Below are 26271 nucleotides of genomic sequence, written 5' to 3'. Positions count from 1 at the left end.
GCGCGATCGCAGGGCGGTGTCAGATCAGCGGAATGGGGCTATCGGCAACGGCGATGTCCAGCACCGGGCGCAGTTTGTCGGCGGTAAACGGTGAAGAAACCAGCACGGAGCGGTTGTTGACGGCAAACACCAGATCGATGCCGGTCACGCAGGCGGTCATCTGGCAAGCATATTTTTCACCGTCGGCGTTGACAAAATGCAGCTCAAAAACGCCAACGTCGGCACGCAGTCGCTTTAAACGGCACTGCCCGGTTTTTCCCGTCATTTCAGCGTAAACCTCAGGCAACCGTTTAATCGCACCTACTTTGGCGCTGTCCCTGCCACCAAACAATTTCCCTAACGAAAACATATCACTGCGTCTCTATTCATTTCACCGATCGTGATTTTATCGCGAAAGCAGAACGGCAAACCTGATATTACGCAGGATTTTGCCCGGTTTTGCGCCCTGTTCTTGCCCGCTTTTCTATGGTAGCGCATCCGTTATTCGCCGGCGACAAGAGACCCTAATCACAGACTGGAAACTTTTCCGGCCACTGAAAGGTAAATGAAAGGTTGTTGTTTTAACAATCCTGCAACCGCACCCGGCGGGATTTCACAATCAGAACAATACCGAGGGCAAGTCACAATGAAAAAAATAATGACCCGTACCTTTACCGCCGCCGCCCTGCTGCTGGCAGCCAATCAGGCCTTTGCCGTGGAAGCGCCCAAACGCACCGAATGCATCGCGCCGGCCAAGCCCGGCGGCGGCTTCGATCTGACCTGCAAGCTGATTCAGGTGTCGCTGCAGGACACCAAGGCCATCGATAAACCGATGCGCGTCACCTATATGCCCGGCGGCGTCGGCGCGGTGGCCTACAACGCCATCGTCGCGCAGCGCCCGGCGGAGTTCGGCACCGTGGTGGCCTTCTCCGGCGGTTCGCTGCTCAATCTGGCCCAGGGCAAGTTCGGCCGCTACAACGTGGACGACGTGAAATGGCTGGCGGCGGTCGGTACCGACTACGGCATGATCGCGGTGCGCGCCGACTCGCCTTACAAAACCCTGAAAGACCTGATGGATGCCTTCCAAAAAGATCCCAACAGCGTGGTATTCGGCGCCGGCGCCTCCATCGGCAGCCAGGACTGGATGAAAACCGCGCTGCTGGCGCGCGAAGTCGGCGTGGATCCGCGCAAGATGCGCTACGTGGCGTTCGAAGGCGGCGGCGAGCCGGTCACCGCGCTGCTCGGCAACCATATCCAGGCGGTCTCCGGTGATCTGAGCGAGATGGTGCCTTACCTGCAGGGCGACAAGATCCGCGTCCTGGCGGTGTATGCCGAGCAACGTTTGCCGGGCCAACTGGCCGACATTCCGACCGCCAAAGAACAGGGATACAGCCTGGTGTGGCCGATTATTCGCGGCTTCTACGTCGGGCCGAAAGTCAGCGATGAAGAGTATCAGTGGTGGATCGACACCTTCCAGAAAATGATGGCGACCGACGAATTCAAGCAGCAGCGCGATCTGCGCGGCCTGTTCGAATTCAACATGACCGGCAAAGAGCTGGACGCCTACGTGAAGAATCAGGTTGCCCAATACCGTGAGCAGGCGAAAGTGTTCGGCCTGGCCAAATAACCGCAGGGGAAAACCATGAGCGATCGTATTTTTGCCGGCTTTTGGCTGCTGCTGTGTATCGGCGGGCTGTTCATCGGCTGGGGCATCCAAAGCGAATACAGCTATGAACCGCTGGGGCCGCGCCCGTTCCCGCTGGCGATCCTCAGCCTGATGGCGCTGTGCTCGGCCCTGCTGTTGCTGCGCCGCCCGCAGGCGGTGGAGTGGCCGCACAACAAGGTGCTGCAGCGGCTGCTGGTGCTGGTGATCACCCTGGTGCTGTATGCCTGGGGCTTTGAATGGCTGGGCTTCCCGCTGGCGACCGCGCTGCTGACGTTCAGCATCGGCCTGCTGTTTCAGGCCAGCCTGCCGGCGGCGGCGATCTCCGGCGTCGTCATGGGCGCAGTGCTGTATTACGCCTTTGACCGCCTTCTGGATGTCACACTGCCGCTCGGCGCCTGGCTGAGCTAACGGGAGCGATGATGGATACCTGGATGTATTTGACCCAAGGGTTCGAAGTGGCGCTGGTGCCGCAGAACCTGATTATCGCCCTGATCGGCTGCTTCGTCGGCACCATCGTCGGCCTGCTGCCGGGCCTCGGGCCGATCAACGGCGTGGCGATCCTGCTGCCGCTGGCGTTTGCCCTCAAGCTGCCGGCCGAATCGGCGCTGATCCTGCTGGCGACGGTGTATATCGGCTGCGAATACGGCGGGCGCATCTCGTCGATTCTGCTCAACGTGCCGGGCGACGCGGCGGCGATCATGACCGCGCTGGACGGCTACCCGATGGCGCAGCAGGGGCGCGCCGGCGTGGCGCTGTCCATCTCGGCGGTCAGCTCGTTCGTTGGCTCGATGATCGCCATCGGCGGCATCATCCTGTTCGCGCCGCTGCTGGCCCGCTGGTCGCTGGCCTTCGGCCCTGCGGAGTATTTCGCCCTGATGGTGTTCGCCATCGCCTGCCTCGGCAGCATGATGAGCCAGAACCCGCTGAAATCGCTGCTGGCGGCGCTGATCGGCCTGGGGCTGGCGACGGTGGGCGTCGACGCCAATACCGGCGTTTACCGCTTTACCTTCGACAGCGTGCACCTCTCCGACGGCGTGCAGTTTATCGTGGTGGTGATCGGCCTGTTCTCGGTCAGCGAAATCCTGCTGATGCTGGAAAGCACCAGCGCCGGACAAAAGCTGGTGCGTAAAACCGGCCGGTTGCTGTTCAACCGCAAAGAGGCGGCGCAGTGCGCAGGCCCTACCCTGCGCTCGTCGGTGATCGGCTTCTTCGTCGGCATTCTGCCGGGCGCCGGCGCCACTATCGCCAGCGCGCTGACCTACATGACCGAGAAGAAAATCAGCGGCAACAGCGACACCTTCGGCAAGGGCGACATCCGCGGCGTAGCGGCGCCGGAAGCGGCCAACAACGCCTCTGCCTGCGGTTCGTTCATTCCGATGCTGACGCTGGGGGTGCCGGGTTCCGGCACCACGGCGGTGATGATGGGCGCGCTGACGCTGTACAACATCACCCCCGGCCCGGCGATGTTCACCGAACAGCCGGATATCGTCTGGGGGCTGATCGCCGCGCTGCTGATCGCCAACGTCATTTTGCTGATCATGAACCTGCCGCTGGTCGGCCTGTTCACCCGCATGCTGACCATCCCGCTGTGGTTCCTGGTGCCGGCGATCGCCGCGGTTTCGGCGGTGGGGGTTTATGCGGTGCACAGCACCACCTTCGACCTGCTGCTGATGGTCGGATTGGGCGTGTTCGGCTACATCCTGCGGAAAATGCACTTCCCGATGTCGCCGCTGATTCTGGGCTTCGTGCTGGGTGAGATGCTGGAGCAGAATCTGCGTCGCGCGCTGTCGATTAGCAACGGCGAGTTCGGCATCCTGTGGAGCAGCAGCATCGCGCAAACGCTGCTGGTGCTGGCGGTCGCGGTACTGGCGCTGCCGCCGCTGCTGCGCCTGATGCGCAAACGCCGCCAATCGGCGATCGAGGCCAAGGCCGAGTAACGCGAAACGGGCGGGGAATCCCCGCCCGTTGCGTTTAACGGCGCAAGGCCGCAATTCCCCTTTCCAACGCATCGATATCGCCATCGGCGAGCAGGGGCTGAATCACCGTAAAGTCCGCCTCCGACAAGTCATAGAGGCGCAAGGCAAGCAACCGCGCGATGACCTCCGGCGCGAACCGCCAACGGATAAACCTCGCCGGATTACCGCCGACGATGGCATAAGGCTCAACATCGCCGGCCACCACGCTGCCGGCGGCGACGATCGCCCCCTCACCTATAGAGATTCCCGGCATCAGCATCGCCCGCATGCCGATCCAGCAACCGTCGCCCAGCCGGGTATCGCCTTTGGGGCGGTACGCCTGCTTGATGGTTGCCATAAACGGATACAGGCTCAGCCAGTCGATGCGATGGGTATGGTTGCCGCCCATCAGGATCACCGCTTCGGCCGCGATGCACACGTAATCGCCGATCAGCAGGCGGTCTATGTCGCCCAGCGGCTGCCATTGCCGGCTGACCGCGTCGCCGTGCAGATAGCGCACTACCGAGCGTTCGAAGCCGTTATCCCAACAGTCGCTGTAGTAGCTGTGGGTGCCTTTGACGATAATGTTCGGGTTGGTCACCGTCTGATGCAGCAGCTCGGTGTTGGACCAGTGTTTTTCGGACATGGCGTATTCTCTGGTTACGGGAATAAAAGCCACGGAACGGAATGTCTGTGGCCGTGTTGTCGTTCACTCAACACGGCCATTCAAGCGATAAGCGCTCGTTTCAATCTCGGGTTATTCATCATTACGGCCTCTCTTGCGAGGCGTAATGGTAGCCGATCACGCCTCGGCGGTCTTGCTTTTCAACAGCAGCACCCCGCCCATCACCAGCGCGCTGCCCAGCAGCTGCAGCTGATTCATGCTCTCCCCCAGCAGGAAATAGGCGATCACCGCGGTGAACACCAGCTCCAGCGACAGGATCAGGTTGGCCACCGCCAGCGGCAGCGTTTTCAGGCTGATATTGTACAGCCCGAAGCCCAGCAGCGTCGGCCCGGCGGCCAGCGCCAGCAGCAACAGCCAGCCGCTCCATTGAATGCCCTGCGCGCCGTGCGACAGGAACCACAGAGAGCCGGCCATGCCGTGGAACGCCGCCAGAGGAAACGCCGTCAACGCCGTGTTGAACACCAGCTGGTACAGCGCCGAAAAACCAAACACGTACAGGATGGTGTTCCACACCGGATAGCCGCGTTCGCTGGCCACCCGCCCGCCGAGGGTATACAGGGTATAGCCGATGCCCGACAGCATCCCCACCAGCATCCCCAGCAGATCGAAGTGGCTGTTCCCCATACTGTCGCCGTTGCTGACCAGGAAGCAGCCGCCCAGGCTGATGGCGATCACCAGCAATTGGCGCAGCGTCAGGCGTTCGCTGTACATCACCCAGCCGAGGAACACGGTAAAACCCACCGAACAGTAGGTCAGAATGGTCGCCACCGATGCGCCGTTCAGCGCCACCGACAGCGTCCACAGGCTGTTGAACAGCGCCAGCAACAGCCCGTAAAGCGCGTAGAAAGCCACCTGTTTACGGCGCAGGCGCGCCCACTGCGGTTTCACCAGCAACAGCAGCGGCAACAGCACCAGCGCCACCAGCGCCGCGCGCCAGAACGCCAGCACGAAGGTCGGCAGGTGATAGTACTCGGTCAGCGCGCGGATGATGATGGCGGTAAAGGCCAGCAGCATCGCGCTGATAATGGCGATGGCGTAACCCTGGCTGCTGCCCTGAAAAAGACGCGCGCCGGGCAGCGCCGGCCGGGCGGAAACGCCTGACGGTAATGACATGAGATCCTCGGAAAAATGGCGACATAAATGCTCAGGCGCACAGTGTAACGCGGCCATTTTTTCTCACTATAGCCACTTTGCGGCGTTGTCATGCAGGCCACTTTTCTGCGCTTGAAGCCCTGTTGACATGGGGTATAGTAAAAACCTCTATCCATAACCGGGCCAATTTCCCATGCATATCCCGTTGGATCGCGAGCAGGACGTTCCGCTCTATTTACAGATCGAAGAAGCGCTGCGGCGCGCCATCCTCACCGGCGTGTTTGTCGATGGCGACAAACTGCCCTCGACGCGCACGCTGGCGGCCGAACTGGCGGTCAGCCGTTTAACGGTGGATAACGCCTACGCCGAACTGGCGGCCAAGGGCTTTTTGCATCAGCGGCGCGGCAGCGGCGCCTATGTCGCGCATCCGCAGATGCAGGCACGCCCGGCCCGGCCGAGCAGCGATGCACCTTTCCCGCTGGAAAGCTTCACCACCCTCACCTCGCGGCTGGACGGCTACGCCGACGCCCCGCTGCCGGAGGGGCTGATCAACTTCGCCGCCGGCGTCGGCAGCCCTAAGGTGTTTCCGCTGGAGGCGTTTCGCAAAGTGCTGCTGTCGGTGCTCAGCCGCCACGCGGAAGAGGCCTTCAGCTACGGCGAATACTGCGGCTACTACCCGCTGCGCGATACGCTGAGCCGCATTCTCAGCGCGCAGGGCATCCCCACGCAGGCGGAACAGGTGCTGATCACCAACGGCTCGCAGCACGCCATCAGCCTGGTGGTGCAAAGCCTGCTGGCGCCGGGCGATACGGCGATCGTCGAAGAGCCGACCTACGCCGAAGCGCTGGGCCTGCTGCGCCAGCACCGCGTCAATATCGTCACCGTACCGGGCGACCGACACGGCATGCGGGTGGATTTGCTGCCGGAATTGTTAGAACGCCACCGTCCCAAACTGATCTACACCATCCCCAACTTCCACAACCCGACCGGCCGCTGCCTGAGCGAGGCGCGTCGGCGACGCCTGCTGGCGATCGCTCAACAGGCCGGCGTGGTGATCCTGGAAGACGACTTCGTCGGCGATCTGCGTTATCAGGGCAAACAGCTGCCGTCGCTGCGCGCGCTGGCGCAGCCGGGCGCGGTGATCTACGTCAGCACCTTCTCCAAAATGCTGCTGCCCAGCATGCGCATCGGCTATCTGGTGGCGGACAGCGAACACTATCAGCGCTTCGCAAGGCTGAAGCACGTCGACAGCTTCACCAGTTCCAGCCTGATCCAGCGGGCGCTGGACGCTTTCGTCACCGTCGGCCGTTACGACAAGCAGCTGCGGCGCGCCGGGCGCGTCTACCGCCGCCATCTGGAGGTGATGATTGACGCCTTGCAACGGCGGCTGCCGCCGGGATGCCGCTTTGAAACGCCGCAGGGAGGCTTGTTTATCTGGCTGACGCTGCCGGCATCGGTGACCACCGCCGAGCTGATGCCGGTCGCCTGGCGATACGGCGTGACCTTCGCGCGCGGCGAATGCTTTTATGCGCAGGAACATTTGGGCGCGCACGGCCTGCGGCTGAATTTCGCCGCCAACTCGCCGCCGCAGATTGAAGAAGGTATCGCCCGGCTATGCCGGGCGATTGAGGAGGTGATAACGGAGAAAAACGCCGGTTAGACGGCGGCCCACCACAGCCGCAGCTTCATCCCCCAGTAGCTGGTCCAGCCGGTGGTGGTCTGCACCACCTTGCCCTGCGAGACCACCACGAAGGTCGGCGTCACGCCAATCTGCCACTGTGCCGAGAGCGTACCGGCCGGATCGTTGACCACCGGCAGCGCCAGCCGTTTGCGCGCCAGCCATTGTCTCACCTGGGCATCGTCGCCCGAGCGCAGCGCGACGGTCAGCACGTTGCCGCCCGCCGCCTGCAAACGGGCGACGTCCGGCGTGGTAAAACGGCAGACGCCGCACCAGCTGGCCCAGAAGTAAACCAGCAGCGGCCGCTCATGGCTGAGCTGCGCCAACGACACACTCTCGCCATCCAGCGTGGTCAGGGTCTGGGCATCGAAGGCCGGCGGCGCCTGCGGCGCGTTCAGCCAATCCATCACCGTCACCACCGCCAGCGCGATCAGCGCCAGCAGCAGCAACTCGCGCCCCCAGCGCTTGAGCTTAGCCATTGTTGGCCTTCGCCAGCTGCTGTTTCACCATCGCTTCCAGCTCTTCATAGGATACCGCCCCCGGCAGCATCCGATCGCCGATCAGCGTCGCCGGCGTCCCCTGCACACCCAGTTGCTCCGCCAATTCCATGTTGGTGCGCAGCGTGGTCATGCTCTGCTCGCTGGGCGCCACCGCCTTGACGCCGGTTTTCTCTTGCGCGGCGGCGATGCTGGCGTTGTCGTGGAAGCCCTTTTTCGCCATCAGCCGCTGGTGCAGAGCCCAGAATTGATCCGGGTGCTGTTGCCAGGTGGTGAGCGCCACGCGCGCCGAACTGACCGAGCTTTCGCCCTTGAACGGCAGCAGTTTCACCACCAGCGCCACGTCTGGGTATTGCTTGACGATCTTCTCCAGCATCGGATCGAAACGCTTGCAGTACGGGCAGTTATAGTCGGTAAAGGTCACCAGCGTCAGTTTGGGGTTGGCGGCGCCGAGGCGCGGGCTGGCCGGATCCTGATACAGCGTTTTAGCGTTCTGCTTGATAGCCTGGCTGATCTGCTGGCCGGCGGTTTGCTGCTGCCAGGCGTCCACCGCCTGCGCCAGAATGTCCGGGTTAGACACCAACGTTTCGCGGATCATCTCTTTGATACGCGCCTCTTGTGCCGGAGTGAAAGGCTCGGCGGCCCACACCGGGGCGGCGATGATCATCAGTAAAATCAGTAGCTTTTTCATTGTTCGGTTCCTTTGGCATGGGAAAGGGATTGCAGCACGGCGTCACGGGTCAACAGCGGGGATAACACCTCGCCCTCCGGGCTGCCGGGGCCATAGATTTGGTTGAAAGGCACGGCGACGCTGCCGCGCTTTTGCAGGAAGGCGCTGATGTCGGCCGACGGGCGGCTCCAGTCGCCGCGCAGCGCGACCACGTCGTCGGCGCTCAGCGCGCGCTGCACGTCATCGCGCAACAGCACATTGAATTTGTTGGCTTTACAGGTCACACACCAGTCGGCGGTCACGTCGACGAACACCCGCTTATGCTGGGCCAGCGCTTCGGTAATCGCCTGTTCGCTCAGCGGTTGCCACTGCACCCGATCCTGCAACGGCTGGCGCCACAGGCCGGCGGTCAGCGATCCGGCCAGCAAGGCCACGCCCACCAGCACCAACGTGCCCGCCGCCAGCTTGGCCGCCAACCGTGCGCCCTGTTGACGCCACACCGCCAGCAGCAACGCCAGCAGCGCCAACGCCCCCAGCCACAGCGTGGCCTGCACGCCGATATGGTTGCTCAACAGGCTCAGCAGCCACAGCGACGACGCCAGCATCAACAGCCCCATCGCCAGCTTGACGGTATTCATCCAGCGGCCGGGGCGCGGCAAGCGCAGCGCCAGCGACGGCCAGGCGGCGATCAGCAGCCACGGCAGGCTCATGCCGATGCCGAGCGCGATGAACATGCCCCACAGCACCGGCAGCGACGCCGCCAGCGCGAAGGCCACCGCCGTGCCGAGAAACGGTGCCGAGCACGGCGTCGCCAACAGCGTGGCGAACGCGCCCTGCCAGAAATGGCCGCTCAGCCCCTGCCCGTTATGGGTGGCCAGCGACGTGTTTAGATCGGACGAGAGGCGCAGGTGGAACAGGCCAAACAGGTTGGCGCTGAACAGCAGCGTCACCAGCACCATAAAACCGATAAACCACGGATTCTGGAACTGAATGCCCCAGCCGAGCGCATGGTTGCCAAGCCGCAGCAGCGTCATCAACAGGGCCAGCGCCATAAACGAGGCGACGATACCCAGCGACGACGCCAGGAACTGCAAACGCACGCTGCGCCGATCGCGATGCTCCACCTGCAGGATGGAGCCGAGCTTGATGCCCAGCACCGGCAGCACGCACGGCATCAGGTTGAGGATTAACCCGCCCGCCAGCGCCATCAATACCGCCTGCCACAGCGGGAACGCCGCACCGGCGGGCGCGGCCAACGGATCGCCAATCGGCAGCGTTATCTGCTGCGCCATGCCGCCGTCGTCGATCACCAGCGTCAGCGTTTTGCCGCGCAGATCCGGCGCCGCATCGCCCCAACCGTCGCTGACCGGCACCCGCGCCAACAGTTGAGCGCCGTCAGTCTCGACTTGAGGTTTACCGAGATCGGCATCCGCCAGCGTATCGAAGAACAGCGCGGGCTGCTGCCAGCCGGCGGCGCGTTCGGCGGCAATCTGCAACTCGCCGTTGCGGTAACCGGCCTTGACGCTCTCCGCCACCCCGGCGGCGATCGGCACCTGCCCCATCGCCTGCGCGAAGTCGTGGTTAAACTGCGGATCGTTCGGCGTCGTCAGATCCAGACTGAACGGGTAGTCGGTCAGAATGCAGACGTTGCTGCAGGTGGACAGCGTCAGGGTGCCCGCCAGCGGGCCGGATACCGGGCCTGACATCACGATCGGCAGCGTGACCCGATCGTGATAGCCCTGGGTGGAAATGCCGGCCACTTCGAAACGCTGCGGCGTCGGCCAGTGCCAGGTCGCCGGCGGCGGGTTGCCCTGCCAGACGATAGCCGGCGCGATGCCGCCTTCGCCAGGGGAACGCCAGTAGGTTTTCCAGCCCTTTTGCAACTCGACCGACAGCAGCAGGCGGGTCTCCCCCGGCTGTGACGTGTCGGCGCGCAGCCGCACCTTGGCATGGTCGTTGGCCGGATTTTGCAGCCAGCCGCTGTCCGCCGCCTGCAAGGCAGGTAGCCACAGCATAAACAGGCAAGCGCAGGCCAGCCTGATAATTTTCAACATGTTAATTCTCCATAAATGATTAAATCACCGCGAAAAACGGGCGATTAACTCATTCACGGAAGACGCATAATCGAAGGTGCACCCTGAGGGTGGGGGGGGAAATGGCGCGGGGAGGAGGAATGCGCAGGCGCGCGGCGATGGTCGGCGCCAACAGCGCCAGCAGCAGACCCAGTCCGAACAGCACGGTTTCGAACATCACCGGCGGCGCGGCCAGCAATGACTTGGCGCTCAGCTCACAGGGCGTCGGCTGCGCTTCGGCGGCGGTATCACCGGACTGAACGGCAGTGGCCGCCGGGATCCCCAGCGTTTGCTGCAGCGCATGCAGGCCCGCCATGCGCTGGGTCATGCACGTCAGCACCACCAGGCAAGCCAGGCATAAAAACCATTTTGCAATCCGCTGCCGTTTAACCATGCCATCCTCACGTTCGGGTCTGGGGCTATCTTAGCGGCGCGGGCGCGATTAGCAACGTTTTGTCGGTAAAGAAATGTCTGAGCGGCGGTATTGATGGCGGCGATTTACAGGTATCATAGTGGGTAAGCCTGCGCTTTTCGCCGGGTACGATGATGATTCTCTCCTCCAGGCATTCTGCGGGGATACACAGCGAAGGACTGGTGATATGCAACCTTTGAGTGGGCCGGGCACCCCAATCGCCGGCGAACGCCCTCCCTCCCCGGGCAAAACGGCGGCCACTGACGATCAACCCCTCTCTCCGGCGCAGCGCACGACGCTGGAAAAGCTGATCGTGAAAATCATGACGCTCAGCCCGGCAAAGTCGGCGGAGATCTGGGCAACTCTGCGCCACGATCTCGGCGCCGACAACGGCGGTGAACTGCTGGCGCGCCATTTTCAACCGGCGGAACAGCTGCTGCAAACGCGCCTGACGCAGGCGCAGCAAAACCACGCCGGACGCCAGCTGTTGCAACAGCTGGCCGAATTGCTGCCGCAGGGCAACAACCGCCAGGCGGTCAGCGACTTTATTCGCCAGCAGTTCGGCCACACGGTACTGAGCCAGCTGAGCCCACCACAGCTGCAGCAGGTGCTGAATCTGTTGCAGACCGGCGGCCTGGCCATTCCCCAGCCGCAGCAAACCGCCACCAGCGATCGCCCGCTGCTGCCCGCAGAGCATCAAAGCCTGCAGCAGCAGGTCACCAAACTTAGCGCGGCCACCGGTGAAGCGCCGGCTAAAATCTGGCAAACGCTGTTTGATCTGGCGGGCGTGAAAACCAACGATCCGCTGCCGGCGCGCCACTTCCAGCTGTTAAACCAATTCTTGCAAGTAAAGGTGGCCCTCAGCCCGCAGAGCGCGCCGACGCTGAACAATCTGCTGGCGGCGCTCAAGCAGCCGGCGGACGAGCAAGAGCTGCAGCAGATGAACGACTATTGCCAGACGCGCTTCAACTGCGGCGCCAATGCGCCGCTGACGCATCCGCAAATGAGTGACGCCATTCATCAGCTGTTTGCCCGCCGCCTGGAGAAGGCCGGCCAGGCGCAGCCGATCGTCAGCCACCCCGTCGAGCCGCAGCCGCTGCTCAACCCGCTGATCGCCGCCCTGCCGCTGCCGCTGCAAAAAGCGCTCAGCAAGCCTGCCGCGGCGCTGATCCTGCTGCTGGTGGCGCTGGCGATCGTACTGGCGCTGGTGTTTTAACGCCTCAGGCGCAGCCGCAGTCCTCAGCCGCCGCCCGATCGCGCAGCGATCCCGGCTGTTCGCCGATGGCCAACGGATGGCCGTCGCGCAGCCAGAAATCCAGCCCGCCGATCAGCTCCTTCACCCTGAATCCCAGCTTCGCAAGCTTGTAGGCGCCTTTGGTGGAACCGTTGCAGCCGATGCCGTCGCAGTAGGTCACGTACACCTTTTGGCGATCCAGCTGCGCCGTGCCGGCTTCATCCATCAGGCGATGCGGCAAGCTGATCGCCCCGGGGATATGCCCGGCGGCGTACAGCGCCTCTGCGCGGGTGTCGATCACCACTATCCCGTCCACGCCGTTGCGCAGATCTTCCGCCACGTCCCAGGCATCCGCATAGCGGCTCAGCTTGGCCGCCAGGTAAGCCAGGCTCTCTTCCGGCACCGCCGGTGGAAAAGCCAGCACCAATGATTCTTTCGACATACCACTCACTCCCGTGCATCAAAACAGATGACAATAGTGCCTCATTTTGGTCTTATGATTGATACCCATTTTCCATAAATCATAAGGCCAATTATGCGGCACTCGCTGGTCACGCTGTTTCAGCAATCGCCCCACACCGCCGGCACGCTGCGCGATCGCCTGTGCGGCGCACTGCGGCAGGCCATCCATCAAGGGGCATTGAACGTTGGGCAACGCCTGCCTTCCAGCCGGGTGCTGGCCAGCGATCTGAGCCTCTCGCGAGTGACCGTCGAAGCGGCCTACGGTCAGTTGGAGGCGGAGGGATATCTGCAGCGCCGCGTCGGCCAGGGCACCTTTGTGGCGATTACCATCGCCAAATCGCCGCCGCCGGCAAGCGGCTCCGGCATGCCGCGCCTTTCGCAGCGCGGCCAACAGATCGTGCAAACCGGCGGCTGCCGCGATCCGCAGCAGCCACAGGCGTTCGCCGCCGGTTCGCCGGACCTGCGCGCGTTTCCGCTGGCCTTGTGGAAGCAGCTGACCGCACAGCGCCTGCGGCTACAGGGAGAAAGCCTGCTGCGCTACGGCGACCCGCAGGGCTATTTACCGCTGCGTGAGGCGATTGCCGCCCACGTCAACCAAACGCGCGGCGTGGTCTGCGATGCACGGCAGGTTATCGTGCTGACCAGTTCGCAGCAGGCGCTGCAGCTGATCGCCACGTTGCTGCTGGACAGCGGCGACAGCGTCTGGATGGAAGAGCCGGGTTACACCGGGGCAAGAAACGCCTTTATCAGCGCCGGCGCCGCCCTGACGCCGGTCGCGGTGGACGGCGACGGCCTGCGTGCTGAACCCTCCTTGCCCGACCCTCGTTTGATTTATCTGACCCCCTCACACCAATACCCGACCGGCGCCGCGCTCAGCCTGGCGCGCCGATTGGCGTTGCTGGCGCTGGCAGAGCGGCAACAGGCCTGGATCATCGAGGACGATTACGACAGCGAGTTTCATTACGACGGCCTGCCGATACCGGCGATGCAGGGCCTGGATCGCCGTGGCCGAGTGCTGTACCTTGGCACCTTCTCCAAGTCGCTGTTCCCTTCACTGCGGTTGGCGTATCTGATCGCCCCGCCCGCGCTGGTTGAAGCGTTCGTCACCGCGCGTACGGTGTATGACGGCCACAGCGCGCAGCTGATGCAGGCGGTCACCGCCGAATTCATCCACCAGGGGCACTTCGCCGCGCATATCCGCTACATGCGCCAGCTCTACCGCAGCCGGCGCGATGTGTTGCTGGCGGAAGTACGCGAAAAACTCGGCCACTTCGCCACGCCCGCTCCCGCCACCGGCGGCCTGCAGCTCAGCGTCTGGCTGCCGCCCGGCCAGGAGGCGGCGCTCAGCCGACAGGCGCGGCGGCTCGGCATCCTCACGCCCGGGCTGAAGGCGCAATACCAGACGGCGCAGGCGCAGCGCGACGGCTGGCTGCTGGGCTTTTCGGCCCTGACGCCGGGCGAGATCCGCAGCGCCGTCGAGCGGCTGGCGCAGATCGCCGTGGCTTAGCGCGGCCCCAATGGAACGCCCACCCGCTTATTGCTCGGTCAGGCGCATCTCCGCCACCAGCGGCAGGTGGTCGCTCACCGCCGGCCAATGCACGCCGTTCCAGTCGCCGCTGGCGTTCGGCACCGTCAGGCTGTCCAGATGCCAGCGCTGCGCGTTACCGGTGAAGATGTAATCCACCTTGATCTCGGCGTTTTCCGCCGGCCAACTGCGGCCGTCCTGCCCGTCAGGCATGATGTCGTTCCAATAGCGGCTCAGCTCCAGCCAGGTCACGCTGCCCGGCACATCGTTCATATCGCCGAACAGCAGCTTGATACCGCGTACTTCGATGGCGCGATCGTTCAGCTCCCGCACCTGATCCAGGCGCATCGTCGGATCTTCCTTGGTATCGAGGTGGGCGTTGAACAGCGTGATCGGCGCCGGGAACTCCGGCACGTAAACCTTGGCGCTGAAGGCGATGCGCTGTTCGCGCTGGCCGGACGGCAGCGGATAGATCACGGCATCGTGCAGCGGATACTTCGAGAGAAACGCCAGGCCATATTCGCCGCCGTCGTAATCGATCGCCCGGCCAAACACCGCCTGCATGCCGGTCAGCTTCGCCAGCTCCGCCGCCTGATCGACCCGGCCGCTGCGGGCGGTGAGTTTATCCACCTCTTGCAGCGCCACCACGTCGACGTTCATCGCGCGAATTGCCTTGGCGATGGCGGTCATGTCGCTGACCTTGCCGGCGGCGATATTGAAGCTGGCGACGCGGATCTTCGGCGCCAGCTCCAGTTCATAGGTTTTATTTTTCAGGCCACCCAACGCGCTGGCCACTTCGCGGCTGTTGGCGTTGCTGTTGGCATGGCCGGCATCGGCAGAGGCCCAGGCGCTGTGAGAGATGCCCAGGGACAGTAAGGTGATAAGCAGAGCGTGACCGGTGTGCATGAATTCTCCTTGAGGGACAGATAAGTGTTATGTAGGCGCTTCCCGGCCCACAGCTAACACCGATTTTGCCGCAGAAACCTGCGACTATTTCCTAGTTGCACCGCTATTTTTCGTTTCTGCGCGATGCTTCGCATTCTAGCGGTTTACGCATTGCACCGTTGGACAAACGGCTGATTTCGTTTTAAAACCGGTAGATTGCCAACCGCGAGGAGTTCCGATGACCAGCCCGATTGCCGAACAGCTTACCGAACGTTTCTTCCGCTACCTGGCGGTCACCAGCCAGAGCAACGCCGCCGCAACCACCCTGCCCAGCACGCCGGGGCAGCATGAAATGGCGCAGCTGCTGGCAGAAGAGCTGCGCCGGCTAGGCCTGGCCGACGTGCAGATAGACGAGCACGCCACCGTCACCGCCCGCAAGCCCGGCACCCAGCCCGGCGCGCCGCGCATCGGCTTCATCACGCATATCGACACCGTGGACGTTGGCCTCTCGCCCGAGATTCGCCCGCAGCGCCTGCGCTTCACCGGCGAAGATTTATGTCTGAACGCCGAGCAAGACATCTGGCTGCGGGTCGCCGAGCATCCGGAGATCCTGCCCTACCGGAACGAAGAGATCCTGTTCAGCGACGGCACCAGCGTGCTGGGCGCCGACAATAAGGCGGCGGTCACCGTGGTGATGACGCTGCTGGCCAACCTGACCGCGGCCGATCGCCACGGCGATATCGTGGTGGCGTTCGTGCCGGACGAAGAAATCGGCCTGCGCGGCGCCAAGGCGCTGGATCTGCAGCGCTTCCCCGTCGATTTCGCCTACACCATCGACTGCTGCGAACTGGGTGAAGTGGTATACGAGAATTTCAACGCGGCGGCGGCGGAGATCCGCATCGAGGGAGTGACCGCCCACCCGATGTCGGCGAAAAACGTGTTAATCAACCCAATACGCATCGCCAACGACATCATAAACCGATTCGACGTGCAGGATACCCCGGAGCACACCGAGGGGCGCGAGGGTTATTTCTGGTTCACCGATCTGGCCGCCAACGCCAATCAGGCGACGCTGAAGGTGTCGATTCGCGACTTCGATCGCGCGGCGTTCGAGACGCGCAAGGCCCGCCTTGAGGAGACGGTGCGCCAGGTGGCGGCCAACTATCCGCGCGCCAACGTCAGCTGCAGCGTCAGCGACATCTACAGCAACATCAGCAACGCCATCGGCGAGGACCGGCGCGCTATCGATCTGATCTTCGGCGCCCTCGCCGCCCACGGCATCCCGCCGAAGGTGATCCCGATGCGCGGAGGCACCGACGGCGCGGCGCTCTCCAGCCGCGGCATCCTGACGCCCAATTACTTCACCGGCGCGCATAACTTCCACTCGCGCTTCGAGTTTTTACCCGTCAGCGCCTTCGTGAAATCCTATCAGGTGACCCGCAGCATTTGCCTGCTGGCCGCGCGGCAAAGCGGCCAACCGGCTTAGCTCATCACCCAACCGAGCAACGCGGCCCATACCAACAACGGCAGCGAATAATAGTGGAAGCGCAACCAGATCATGCGCTCCCCCGCCATGCGCAGCGCAATCAGGTTGGCAAGCGATCCGATCGCCAACCCGAAGCCGCCGGCGTTGACCGCATAGGCCAGCTGAGCGCTGGAAGGCACATAGTTGAGCAACAGTATGGTGGCCGGCACGTTGCTGACAATCTGCGACAGCCCAACGCCCAACGCATACACCCCACCGTCGCTCAGCCCGGCGATGGCGGCGAACGCCGGCTGAAGCGGCGGCAAACGGGTAAACAGGCCGACATCGATGAACATGGCGGCGAACACGAAAATCAGACTCCAGTCGATCTGCAACAGCACCCGGCGCGCCAGCAACAAAAAGCCGGCGAACACCGCCAGCAGCCCATACAGCGGCAGGCCGATATCCAGGCACAGCAGGAAGATCGCATACAGCCCCACGCAGCTCAGCAACAGCGGCCGCTGGTAGGGATACCCCTCGGTATTCGGCGCTTTCACAATGTCGCGCGCCGGGAAGCTTAACCAGGTCAACGCCAGCAGGCTCAACATCATTGCGGCGCCAAACGGCGCCATCTGGCCGATGAAACCGAGGAAAGAGAGGCCGGAGCGGCTCCACAGCAGGATATTTTGCGGGTTGCCGATCGGCGTCAGCAACGAACCGGCGTTCACCGCCAGCGCCTGGAAGATGATCAAGCGGCCAACCGGCAGCGCCGACAGCTTTTTCAGCGTGATGGTGAGCGGAATGACGATAAACAGCGCCACGTCGTTGGTCAGAAACGACGACAGCAGCGCGGCGGAAAACACCAGGAACAGCGCCAGCCGCCGTTCGCTGTGCAACCGGTTGATAATCTTGCGGCCAACGAAGTCGAAGTAGCCGCTGACCTCGACGCCTTTGGTCAGCAGCATCAGCCCCAGCAGAGTAATGAGGGTGCGGCCGTCGATGAAACCGCCCAGCGCCGCCAGCGGCTGCGGATCAAAGGCGAACATCGCTGCGCCGGCCAGCAACAGCACGTGCAGGAAACGGTCTTTGACAAAGGGGTGGATAAGCCGGGAAATGGCGGTTGAACTCATGGTGGCAGCTTGAAACCTCAGCGAAAAGCATGAGCGAGACGTTAGCTCAGGCGCGGCATCTACGCCAGCAAAATGCTATTTTACCTTTATCCGCTTTTCATTTGCCGCGCTTTACTTTATTTGTAGCGGCTTTCTCGTTTTCAAAGGACATGTTATGGCTTCCCTGTTCGCCAAAGGGGCGTTGCTCAGCGCCTTATGCGCCCTGCTCGCCGCCTGCGACGATGCCGCCTCCCGCCCGCAAATCGATATCGACGGCAAGACCATGGGCACCTTCTACAGCGTTAAAGTCAGCGGTGACGTCGCGATCGGCAAGCAAGAACTGCAGCGGCAGATCGACGCGGTGCTCGAACGGGCCAACGACGATATCTCCACCTACCGCGCCGACTCGGTGCTGTCGCAATTTAACCGCAGCGCCGGCCTCGAACCGCAGCCGATCCCGCGTGGCATGGCAGACATCGTGCTGATGGCCCAGCGCATCGGCCGCGATACCGGCGGCGCCATGGACATCACCGTCGGCCCACTGGTGAACCTGTGGGGGTTCGGCCCCGACAAGCACCCGGTCAAAGTGCCGGAGCAGGCGCAGATCGACGCGGCGAAGCAGCGCACCGGCCTGCAGCACCTGAAGCTGATCAGCGACAACCGCGGGGAGTGGCTGCAAAAAGATCTGCCGGATATGTATGTCGATCTCTCGACGCTGGGCGAAGGCTACGGCGCCGATGAACTGGTGCGCCTGATGAACCGCAACGGCATTACCAACTACCTGGTATCGGTCGGCGGCGCGGTCTCTTCACGCGGCGTCAACGGCCAGGGCAAACCCTGGCGGGTGGCGATCCAAAAGCCGACCGACCGTGAAAATGCGGTGCAGGCGCTGGTGGATCTGCACGGTTACGGCATCAGCACCGCCGGCAGCTACCGCAACTACTTCGAACAAAACGGCCAGCGCTACTCCCATGTCATCGATCCGACCACCGGCAGGCCGATCAACCACCGCCTGGTTTCCGCCACGGTGATCGCCCCCACCGCGCTCGAGGCCGACGGCTGGGATACCGGCCTGATGGTGCTGGGCACGGAGAAGGCGTTGAAACTTGCCGAAGAGAAAGGGCTGGCGGTCTACCTGATCAGCAAAACCGACGACGGTTTCAGCGCCGTGATGACGCCGCAGTTCAAGGCGTTTTTGGTGCAGTGAAATAAAAAAGCCCGGCGCGCGATGGCCGGGCTGGTTGCATGCGCCCGCAGGCGCTGCGCCGATCACTTGGTCAGCGCGATGATGCCGAGAGTCAGGCCGGCAACCGCCGCCGCGCCGCCGGCGATCGCACCCGCGGTTTCCCAGTTATCCTGAGTGGTGCCCTTCATGCAGGTGTTGGTGTGCACCAGGCGCCCCTGGTCATCGTAGACCGGCACGCAGGGAGAATCGGTGGCGCATCCGGCCAACACGGCCGACAGTAACCCAACCGCAATTAACTTTTTCATACTTCGTGCCTCAATGTTCGATCACTTTGGAAAACTACGCCGAGCGATAATCACGCTACCCGGCTATTGTATGCCCAACGCGTGTAATGGCGAGGTAATGATGTGTCAGGGGATGTGATTTGGGAAAACTCCGAGCGCCCGGCCGGCGGGCTTCGGCCAGTAAAAAGCCCGCGAAAACGCGGGCTTGATAGCGAGGTGAGACTCAGGCGGGATTATTTCGCCAGTTTGCGCATCACCAGGGTGGCGTTGGTGCCGCCGAAGCCGAAGCTGTTGGACATCACGGTGGTCAGCTCGCGCTGAGTCGGCTGAGTCACGATGTTCATGCCGGCCGCCTGCTCATCCAGGGTTTCGATGTTGATGCTCGGCGCGATAAAGCCGTGCTCCAGCATCAGCAGGCTGTAGATCGCTTCCTGCACGCCTGCGGCGCCCAGCGAGTGACCGGTCATCGCCTTGGTGGAGGAGATAGCCGGGGTATTGTCGCCGAACACTTCGCGAATCGCGCCCAGCTCTTTCACGTCGCCCACCGGCGTGGAGGTGCCGTGCACGTTGATGTAGTCGATCGGCGCATCCAGATCCTGCATCGCCATCTTCATGCAGCGCACCGCGCCTTCGCCCGATGGCGCTACCATGTCTGCGCCGTCAGACGTTGCGCCGTAGCCAACGATTTCCGCGTAGATGTGCGCACCGCGCGCCAGCGCGTGTTCCAGTTCTTCAACTACCACCATACCGCCGCCGCCGGCGATGACGAAACCGTCACGATCGGCGTCGTAAGTACGGGAGGCTTTTTCCGGCGTGTCGTTGTACTTGGTGGACAGCGCGCCCATCGCGTCGAACTCGCAGGCCATTTCCCAGCACAGCTCTTCGCCGCCGCCGGCGAACACGATGTCCTGTTTGCCCAGCTGGATTTGCTCAACCGCGTTACCGATGCAGTGTGCGGAGGTCGCGCAAGCGGAGCTGATGGAGTAGTTCACGCCGTGGATTTTGAACGGCGTCGCCAGGCAGGCGGAAACGCCGGAAGCCATAGCTTTGGTGACCACGTATGGGCCAACCGCTTTCAGGCCGCGCGGGCTGCGCATCGCATCGGCGCCGAACACCTGGAAGCGCGGAGAACCACCGCCGGAACCGGCGATCAAGCCCACGCGCGGGTTGTTTTGATACTCTTCTTCCTTCAGGCCGGAAGAAGCGATCGCTTCTTGCATCGCCAGGAAGGCATAGATGGAAGCATCGCTCATGAAACGCACCACCTTGCGGTCGATCAGGCCGGTCGTGTCGAGCTTAACTTGCCCCCATACGTGACTACGCATGCCGGAATCTTTCAGCTCCTGGGAGAAAGTGATCCCAGAACGTCCTTCCTGCAGGCTCGCCAGGACCTCCTGCTGGTTATTACCAATGCTGGAGACAACTCCCAGGCCAGTAATCACTGCACGTTTCATTCAATACCTCTTCCACTATTTACCTACGGGATTTTGCATCGCACTTTAGCGTACAGATGTAAGCCGAACAAGTCCGATCAGCGTTTTTCAGCTTTATTGTTGTCCAGTTTGCGCCAGGGCGCCAGCGCCGTTAGAATTCGCGGCATCCCTTGAATTTCGAGCTATTGACCGTGAACCACGCCCCCATCCAAACCGCAACGCTAACCTGGAACGAACAGGGTACACCTGTTTCGAAACAGTTTGATGACGTCTATTTTTCCAATCAGGATGGGCTGGAAGAAACCCGCTATGTCTTTCTGCACGGCAACCGGCTGCCGCAGCGTTTCGCCACTCACCCGCGCCCGCTGCTGGTGGTGGCGGAAACCGGCTTCGGCACCGGGCTCAATTTCCTTACGCTGTGGCAGGCCTTCGCGGGCTTCCGCCAGGCCGAGCCGGACGCCGCGCTGCAACGCCTGCACTTTATCAGCTTCGAGAAATTCCCCCTGCAGCAGGCCGATCTGGCGGCGGCGCATGCGCGCTGGCCGGAGCTGGCTCCCTATGCCGATGAGCTGCGCGCCCAATGGCCGCTGCCGCTGCCGGGCTGCCATCGCCTGCTGTTGGCCGAAGGCCGCATTACGCTCGATCTGTGGTTCGGCGACGTCAACGAACTGCTGCCGCAGTTCGACGCCAGCATGAATAACCAGGTCGACGCCTGGTTCCTCGACGGCTTCGCACCGGCCAAAAATCCCGACATGTGGACCGAGCAACTGTTCGCCGCCATGGCACGTTTCGCCCGGCCGGAAGGCAGCTTCGCCACCTTTACCGCCGCCGGCTTCGTGCGCCGCGGCTTGCAGCAGGCCGGTTTTCAGGTCAACCGTTGCAAAGGCTTCGGCCAAAAGCGTGAGATGCTCGCCGGCTGTCTGCCGGCCGATGCGCAGCCCACGCCCCACCCGGCGCCCTGGTATCGGCGTCCGGCGGCGGACAACACCGCCGACATCGCTCTGATCGGCGGCGGCGTCGCCAGCGCGCTCACCGCGTTGGCCCTATTGCGGCGCGGCGCCACCGTCACGCTGTACTGCGCCGACGAGCAGCCGGCCGAGGGCGCATCCGGCAATCGTCAGGGGGCGATTTACCCCCTGCTGAACGGCAGCGGCGACGCGCTGGAGAGTTTCTTCAGCGCCGCGTTTCCTTTCGCCCGCCGCCAATACGATGCCCTGTTGCAACAAGGCGTCGCCTTTGATCACCAGTGGTGCGGCGTCAGCCAGCTGGCCTACGACGAAAAGAGCGGCGCCAAGATCGCCAATATGCTGAAAACCGACTGGCCGCAGGCCTTGGCGGCGGCAGCCGACCGCGAAACGCTCAGCGAACTGTGCGGCGTCGATACCGGCTTTGGCGGCATCACCTACCCGCTAGGCGGCTGGCTCTGCCCGGCCGAACTGACGCGCGGCGCTATCGCGCTGGCGCAGCGTCAGGGCTTGGTCTGCCAATACCGGCACGATGCACAGAGGCTGACGCAGGAAGAAAACGGCTGGCGCATCGATTTCGCCCACGGCGAAAGCCGCCGCCATGCGACGGTGATCCTGGCCAACGGCCACCGGTTGGCCGAGCTGGCGCCGACGCAAGCCCTGCCGCTGTATGCGGTGCGCGGGCAGGTGTCGCACATCCCAACCTCGCCGTCCCTCGGTCAACTGAAACAGGTGTTGTGCTACGACGGCTACCTGACGCCGGTCAACGCCAACAACGGCCAACACTGCATCGGCGCCAGCTACCAGCGCGGCGACACCGCCACCGACTACCGCGAGCAGGAGCAACAGGAAAACCGCGAGCGCCTGCTGCGCTGCCTGCCGGAGCAGGCCTGGCCGCAGCAGGTGGACGTCAGCGCTCATCAGGCGCGCTGCGGCGTGCGCAGCGCCACCCGCGATCATCTGCCGATGGTCGGCGCACTGCCGGACTATCAGGCCACGGTGACGCAGTATCAGGATTTGCAGCGGCGAAACCAGCGCGGCGAAACCGTCGCCGATGCGCCGGTCTATCCCGGCCTGTTCGCTATCGGCGGGTTGGGATCGCGCGGGCTGTGCTCGGCGCCGCTGGCAGCGGAAATTCTGGCGGCGCAGCTGTTCGGCGAACCGTTGCCGGGCGATACGCGCCTGCTGGCGGCGCTGAATCCAAATCGGATGTGGGTGCGGAAATTGCTGAAAGGGCGTGCGGTTTAATTCATGAATGAGGGGCGCGGCGGCGCGCCCCGGCATGGCGGTCAGGCGGCAGGGGTAGCGGCCTGATAAAGGTTTTCCCACATGCCGCGCACCAGGATCTGATCCGGCGGCGAGAGTTCCCCGGCGGCGATCGCTTTGTGCAGGCTCTCTTCCACCCGCGCTTTCAGCGCTTCGGCAGTGTGCTCGCCCTGCTCTTCCGCTTCGGCCACCGCCAGCGTCAGATGACCGCGCAGGTAGCCACCGGCAAACAGTTCATCATCGCTGGCGTGCTCTACCATGTCATCAATCAGCGCCAAAATGCGCGCTTCGAATTCTGCGATCATCAAATTTCCTCATTAAATAACGGGCTGTGGCGTCAGTTGAGATCTTCCGGATACGGAAAATGCTCGGCCGCCAACGGTGGCGTATTGTAGAACGATTGCAACGCCTGAATAAAGCGCGCAGGCCGTGTGGGTATTCCCTGCTCCAGCAGCGCCAATACCCGGTCGCGCACCTTGCGCTGGAACGCGATGCGATCCGGCTCGCAGTCGCCGTTCAGGTTGTCGCAGCTGACGTTAAACGGGAAACCGGCCGCCACGCAGAACATCCACTCCAGCGCCTGCGGTTTGATCTCCACCGCTTCGAATTCACTCTGGGTTTGCGCGTCGCGCCCGTCCGGGCAATACCAGTAACCGAAGTCCACCCGTTGGCGGCGCGCTTCGCCGGCGATGCACCAGTGCGAGATTTCGTGCAGGCCGCTGGCGTAGAAGCCGTGGGCGAATACGATGCGGTGATACGGCAATTCGTCGTCGGCCGGCAGGTAGATCGGCTCGTCGTCGCCCTTCACCAGGCGGGTGTTGTAGTCATCGCTGAAGCATTGATTGAAGATCTCGATCAGTTGCTCATAGTGATGACGGGTCTGTGTGTCTGACATAAAAACTCTATAACCACAAAAATAAAGAGGCCATTATACCCGATAAGACAGGGCGCGTAAGCAACGCCCTCTCTTCATCTTTAACCGTGCACCAGGGCGCTCAACCACTGCTGAATTTCCGCGCCGTGATTGTCGTACAGCAGCTTGAGGCTCATCACCAGCGAGACGATCACGATCATCGGCCGAATCAGCTTCTGCCCGCGGGTCAGCACCATGTGGGCGCCCAAACGCGCCCCCAGCACCTGCCCCACCAACATCACCAGACCGATGCTCCACACCACCTTGCCGCCGATGATGAACAGCGCCAACCCGCCGACGTTGGAGGTGAAGTTAAGCACCTTGGCGTGCGCCGTGGACTTGGCAAGGTTGAAGCCGCACAGCGTCACATAGGCCAGCGCGTAAAACGATCCGGCGCCGGGGCCGAAGAAGCCGTCGTAAAACCCGACGCAGCCGCCGGCCACCAGCCCGAACGGCAAGGCGCCGAGACGGCGTTGACGATCTTCCTCACCCAGCCGCGGCATCAGCAGGAAGTAGAGGCCGATGCCGATCACCAGCAGCGGCAACATCTGCCGCAGCAAATCGGCGCGCATATGCTGCACCAGAATGGCGCCGGCGATCGAACCGATCAGCGTCAGAAAGATCGTCAGCTTCTGGTCGTTGAGGTTCACCGCCCGCCGACGAATAAAGTACAGGCTGGCGGAGAAGGAACCGCCGACCGACTGCAGTTTGTTGGTCGCCAGCGCCTGCGCCGGGGGAACCCCCACCGCCAGCAGGGCCGGCACCGTCAGCAGCCCACCGCCGCCGGCGATGGAGTCGATAAACCCCGCCAGCAGCGCTACCGCAAACAACACCCCGAGCATCTCGGGGCCGATGACAAACCAGTCCATGTGTTATTCCGCTGCGAAGTGATTATCCAGCAATGCCTGACAGGTCGGCGGTAACGGCGGCGGCACCGGTTTACCCGGTTTGGCGTTCGGTTGATGCGGCACGAACCAGCTCGCCAGTTCGGCGCCGCAGCCGTCGCCCGGTGGCGGCGTATCCTGCTCTTTACATTCAAGGCTGCCCGCCGGGCAACGCAGGCGCACGTGCATGTGCGCGCGGTGACCGAACCACGGCCGCACCTTGTGCAACCAGGCGCGATCGGCGCCGGCATCCAGACACAGACGCTGTTTGATGGCCGGATTGACGAAGATGCGCGTCACGTCCGCATCCTGCGCCGCCAGCTTGATCAGCGACTCAATCTGCGGCTGCCATTGGCGCGCCACTACCTGCTTGCCGTCCCCTGACACCAGATCGATAGGCTGCGGCTTCAGCAATTGCTGCGCGCTCCAGCGTTGGCGCGGCAGCTGCAGCCAGATGTCGACGTCGAGCCCCGACTGGTGGCTGGCGTGGCCGCTGCTGAAGCGCCCGCCGGCCGGCATCGCCATATCGCCGATCAGCACCGTGCCCAGCGCTTTCTGATTCGCCTGGCTGCTGAGGCGCTGAATGAACGCCAACAGATCCGGGTGGCCGAAATAACGGCGCTGGTCGGTACGCATCACCTGGTAGTTCGGTGAGTTCAGCGGCAACGGCTGGGCGCCGATGACGCAGCCGTTGGCGAAACCGCCCACCGCCTGCGGCGCGCCGGCCACCGGATGATCGATTTTCTGCCACGGCGTCAGCGCCATGGCGGAGGCGGAGGCCGTCAGGGCCACCAGGCCCAACATCCAGTTTTTCATGGCGATTACCAGCGCGGCACGTCGGAAACCACATCACCGTTTTGCGCACGCTGGCGCAGCAGGTGATCCATCAGCACGATCGCCATCATCGCTTCGGCGATCGGCACGGCGCGGATGCCCACGCACGGATCGTGGCGGCCGCGGGTGACCATTTCCACCGCTTCGCCCTGGCGATTGATGGTGCGGCCCGGCACCATGATGCTGGAGGTCGGCTTCAGCGCCAGATGCGCCACCACCGGTTGGCCGCTGCTGATACCGCCGAGAATGCCGCCGGCATGGTTGCTCTGGAAGCCTTCCGGGGTGATTTCATCGCGGTTTTCGCTGCCGCGCTTGGTCACCACGGCAAACCCGTCGCCGATCTCCACGCCTTTCACTGCGTTGATGCTCATCAGCGCGTGCGCCAGATCGGCGTCGAGGCGATCAAACACCGGCTCGCCCAGGCCAACCGGCACGTTTTCAGCAATCACGCTGACCTTGGCGCCGATGGAGTCGCCCTCTTTTTTCAGCGCGCGCATCAGTTCGTCCAGCGCTTCCAGCTTGTCCGGATCCGGGCAGAAGAACGGGTTCTGCTCAACCTGATCCCAATCTTTCAGCTCGCAGGTCACGTCGCCGATCTGCGCCAGATAGCCACGCACCTGCACGCCGAACTTCTGCTGCAGGTATTTCTTGGCGATAGCGCCCGCCGCAACGCGCATGGCGGTTTCACGCGCCGAAGAGCGGCCGCCGCCGCGGTAATCGCGCAGGCCGTATTTCTGTTCGTAGGTGTAGTCGGCATGCCCCGGACGGAACACGTCTTTGATGGCGCTGTAGTCTTGCGAGCGCTGATCGGTGTTCTCAATGATCAAACCGATGCTGGTGCCGGTAGTCACGCCTTCGAATACGCCGGAGAGAATGCGCACCTGATCCGGTTCGCGACGCTGGGTGGTGTAACGCGAGGTGCCCGGACGACGGCGGTCCAGATCGTGTTGCAAATCGGCTTCGGTGAGCGGAATGCCGGGCGGCACGCCGTCGACGATACAACCCAGCGCCACCCCGTGAGATTCACCGAAGGTGGTGACGCGGAAAATCTGCCCAATACTGTTTCCTGCCATCACGGCTCCTTACCGTTAGTCTTTTATCGTTATGAGGCCCGCCGTGC

General features: G+C 63.1%; 26 protein-coding genes. 9 read left to right on the top strand and 17 right to left on the bottom strand.

Annotated elements, in window-relative coordinates; genetic code table 11:
- Positions 1-19: 19 nt before the first annotated feature.
- Positions 20-265, bottom strand: a complete 246-nt coding sequence (locus tag ACSBQQ_RS00755) for a hypothetical protein (RefSeq protein WP_223307145.1) — start codon at positions 263-265, stop codon at positions 20-22.
- Between the two features lie 360 nt (positions 266-625).
- Between ACSBQQ_RS00755 and ACSBQQ_RS00750 the strand changes: the two genes are divergently transcribed.
- From ACSBQQ_RS00750 to ACSBQQ_RS00740, 3 genes are read left to right on the top strand one after another with little or no spacing between them, the layout of a single operon-like run.
- Complete coding sequence (locus ACSBQQ_RS00750) at positions 626-1606, top strand: Bug family tripartite tricarboxylate transporter substrate binding protein (RefSeq protein WP_033635359.1); 981 nt, start codon at positions 626-628, stop codon at positions 1604-1606.
- A gap of 15 nt (positions 1607-1621) precedes the next feature.
- Positions 1622-2053, top strand: coding sequence for a tripartite tricarboxylate transporter TctB family protein (locus ACSBQQ_RS00745; RefSeq protein ID WP_033635360.1), 432 nt, complete (start codon positions 1622-1624; stop codon positions 2051-2053).
- Positions 2054-2064: 11 nt separating this feature from the next.
- Positions 2065-3582, top strand: coding sequence for a tripartite tricarboxylate transporter permease (locus ACSBQQ_RS00740; RefSeq protein ID WP_033648067.1), 1518 nt, complete (start codon positions 2065-2067; stop codon positions 3580-3582).
- Between the two features lie 34 nt (positions 3583-3616).
- Here ACSBQQ_RS00740 and ACSBQQ_RS00735 read toward each other — a convergent pair whose 3' ends face one another.
- Both ACSBQQ_RS00735 and ACSBQQ_RS00730 read right to left on the bottom strand, forming a co-directional pair.
- Positions 3617-4246: a CatB-related O-acetyltransferase gene (locus tag ACSBQQ_RS00735; protein WP_033653746.1), complete on the bottom strand. Its 630-nt coding sequence runs from the start codon at positions 4244-4246 to the stop codon at positions 3617-3619.
- Between the two features lie 156 nt (positions 4247-4402).
- A complete protein-coding gene (locus tag ACSBQQ_RS00730) occupies positions 4403-5398 on the bottom strand; it encodes a DMT family transporter (RefSeq protein WP_039564963.1) in 996 nt (331 codons plus the stop codon).
- 172 nt (positions 5399-5570) lie between these two features.
- Between ACSBQQ_RS00730 and ACSBQQ_RS00725 the strand changes: the two genes are divergently transcribed.
- Positions 5571-7037, top strand: coding sequence for a PLP-dependent aminotransferase family protein (locus tag ACSBQQ_RS00725; RefSeq protein ID WP_060425852.1), 1467 nt, complete (start codon positions 5571-5573; stop codon positions 7035-7037).
- On the opposite strand, the gene ACSBQQ_RS00720 is transcribed toward ACSBQQ_RS00725, so the two are convergent.
- Genes ACSBQQ_RS00720 through ACSBQQ_RS00705 form a run of 4 tightly spaced genes read right to left on the bottom strand, consistent with a single transcriptional unit; the run spans position 7034 to position 10688 of the window.
- Positions 7034-7534: a protein disulfide oxidoreductase gene (locus tag ACSBQQ_RS00720; protein ID WP_060427701.1), complete on the bottom strand. Its 501-nt coding sequence runs from the start codon at positions 7532-7534 to the stop codon at positions 7034-7036. The genes ACSBQQ_RS00725 and ACSBQQ_RS00720 overlap by 4 nt on opposite strands.
- Positions 7527-8243, bottom strand: a complete 717-nt coding sequence (locus tag ACSBQQ_RS00715; protein WP_033648072.1) for a DsbA family protein — start codon at positions 8241-8243, stop codon at positions 7527-7529. Before ACSBQQ_RS00715 ends, ACSBQQ_RS00720 begins: the two co-directional genes overlap by 8 nt.
- On the bottom strand, positions 8240-10276 hold the full coding sequence (locus ACSBQQ_RS00710; protein ID WP_043147773.1) for a protein-disulfide reductase DsbD family protein: 2037 nt from the start codon (positions 10274-10276) through the stop codon (positions 8240-8242). Before ACSBQQ_RS00710 ends, ACSBQQ_RS00715 begins: the two co-directional genes overlap by 4 nt.
- A 49-nt stretch (positions 10277-10325) precedes the next feature.
- Complete coding sequence (locus ACSBQQ_RS00705; protein ID WP_033635372.1) at positions 10326-10688, bottom strand: hypothetical protein; 363 nt, start codon at positions 10686-10688, stop codon at positions 10326-10328.
- Between the two features lie 205 nt (positions 10689-10893).
- Between ACSBQQ_RS00705 and flk the strand changes: the two genes are divergently transcribed.
- The gene (gene flk / locus ACSBQQ_RS00700; RefSeq protein WP_043147774.1) at positions 10894-11922 is read left to right on the top strand and encodes a flagella biosynthesis regulator Flk; all 1029 of its coding nucleotides are present in this window, start codon (positions 10894-10896) and stop codon (positions 11920-11922) included.
- 4 nt (positions 11923-11926) lie between these two features.
- Here flk and ACSBQQ_RS00695 read toward each other — a convergent pair whose 3' ends face one another.
- On the bottom strand, positions 11927-12382 hold the full coding sequence (locus ACSBQQ_RS00695; protein ID WP_043147775.1) for a rhodanese-like domain-containing protein: 456 nt from the start codon (positions 12380-12382) through the stop codon (positions 11927-11929).
- Between the two features lie 93 nt (positions 12383-12475).
- On the opposite strand from ACSBQQ_RS00695, the gene ACSBQQ_RS00690 reads away from it, so the two are divergent.
- The gene (locus tag ACSBQQ_RS00690; protein WP_060427699.1) at positions 12476-13909 is read left to right on the top strand and encodes a PLP-dependent aminotransferase family protein; all 1434 of its coding nucleotides are present in this window, start codon (positions 12476-12478) and stop codon (positions 13907-13909) included.
- A gap of 27 nt (positions 13910-13936) precedes the next feature.
- On the opposite strand, the gene ACSBQQ_RS00685 is transcribed toward ACSBQQ_RS00690, so the two are convergent.
- Entirely contained in the window at positions 13937-14833 is an 897-nt protein-coding gene (locus ACSBQQ_RS00685) for an endonuclease/exonuclease/phosphatase family protein (protein WP_060427697.1), read from the bottom strand.
- 217 nt (positions 14834-15050) lie between these two features.
- On the opposite strand from ACSBQQ_RS00685, the gene pepT reads away from it, so the two are divergent.
- Positions 15051-16298, top strand: coding sequence for a peptidase T (gene pepT, locus ACSBQQ_RS00680; RefSeq protein ID WP_060427695.1), 1248 nt, complete (start codon positions 15051-15053; stop codon positions 16296-16298).
- On the opposite strand, the gene ACSBQQ_RS00675 is transcribed toward pepT, so the two are convergent.
- Positions 16295-17407, bottom strand: a complete 1113-nt coding sequence (locus ACSBQQ_RS00675; RefSeq protein WP_060427694.1) for an SLC13 family permease — start codon at positions 17405-17407, stop codon at positions 16295-16297. The two genes, pepT and ACSBQQ_RS00675, sit on opposite strands and share 4 nt — an antisense overlap.
- A 154-nt stretch (positions 17408-17561) precedes the next feature.
- On the opposite strand from ACSBQQ_RS00675, the gene apbE reads away from it, so the two are divergent.
- A complete protein-coding gene (apbE, locus tag ACSBQQ_RS00670; protein ID WP_039564940.1) occupies positions 17562-18593 on the top strand; it encodes an FAD:protein FMN transferase ApbE in 1032 nt (343 codons plus the stop codon).
- Positions 18594-18655: 62 nt separating this feature from the next.
- On the opposite strand, the gene ACSBQQ_RS00665 is transcribed toward apbE, so the two are convergent.
- Entirely contained in the window at positions 18656-18877 is a 222-nt protein-coding gene (locus tag ACSBQQ_RS00665; RefSeq protein ID WP_004936201.1) for a hypothetical protein, read from the bottom strand.
- Between the two features lie 212 nt (positions 18878-19089).
- Positions 19090-20310, bottom strand: coding sequence for a beta-ketoacyl-ACP synthase I (gene fabB, locus ACSBQQ_RS00660; protein WP_039564934.1), 1221 nt, complete (start codon positions 20308-20310; stop codon positions 19090-19092).
- A 170-nt stretch (positions 20311-20480) separates the two neighbouring features.
- Between fabB and mnmC the strand changes: the two genes are divergently transcribed.
- The gene (gene mnmC, locus ACSBQQ_RS00655) at positions 20481-22502 is read left to right on the top strand and encodes a bifunctional tRNA (5-methylaminomethyl-2-thiouridine)(34)-methyltransferase MnmD/FAD-dependent 5-carboxymethylaminomethyl-2-thiouridine(34) oxidoreductase MnmC (protein WP_033648154.1); all 2022 of its coding nucleotides are present in this window, start codon (positions 20481-20483) and stop codon (positions 22500-22502) included.
- A gap of 41 nt (positions 22503-22543) precedes the next feature.
- On the opposite strand, the gene ACSBQQ_RS00650 is transcribed toward mnmC, so the two are convergent.
- From ACSBQQ_RS00650 to aroC, 5 genes are all read right to left on the bottom strand, one after another.
- A complete protein-coding gene (locus ACSBQQ_RS00650; RefSeq protein ID WP_016926855.1) occupies positions 22544-22825 on the bottom strand; it encodes a YfcL family protein in 282 nt (93 codons plus the stop codon).
- 32 nt (positions 22826-22857) lie between these two features.
- Positions 22858-23415, bottom strand: coding sequence for an elongation factor P hydroxylase (locus ACSBQQ_RS00645; RefSeq protein WP_033648082.1), 558 nt, complete (start codon positions 23413-23415; stop codon positions 22858-22860).
- A gap of 80 nt (positions 23416-23495) precedes the next feature.
- Entirely contained in the window at positions 23496-24302 is an 807-nt protein-coding gene (locus tag ACSBQQ_RS00640) for a sulfite exporter TauE/SafE family protein (protein ID WP_033635385.1), read from the bottom strand.
- Between the two features lie 3 nt (positions 24303-24305).
- Complete coding sequence (gene mepA / locus ACSBQQ_RS00635) at positions 24306-25133, bottom strand: penicillin-insensitive murein endopeptidase (RefSeq protein ID WP_033648083.1); 828 nt, start codon at positions 25131-25133, stop codon at positions 24306-24308.
- Positions 25134-25138: 5 nt separating this feature from the next.
- A complete protein-coding gene (gene aroC, locus ACSBQQ_RS00630; RefSeq protein WP_033635387.1) occupies positions 25139-26224 on the bottom strand; it encodes a chorismate synthase in 1086 nt (361 codons plus the stop codon).
- Between the last annotated feature and the right edge of the window lie 47 nt (positions 26225-26271).

The organism is Serratia sp. G204Y, assembly GCF_051172435.1.
Classification (GTDB): domain Bacteria; phylum Pseudomonadota; class Gammaproteobacteria; order Enterobacterales; family Enterobacteriaceae; genus Serratia; species Serratia sarumanii.
The sequence above is the reverse complement of the archived record's forward strand: the minus strand, read 5'-3'. Positions and strand labels throughout refer to the sequence as shown.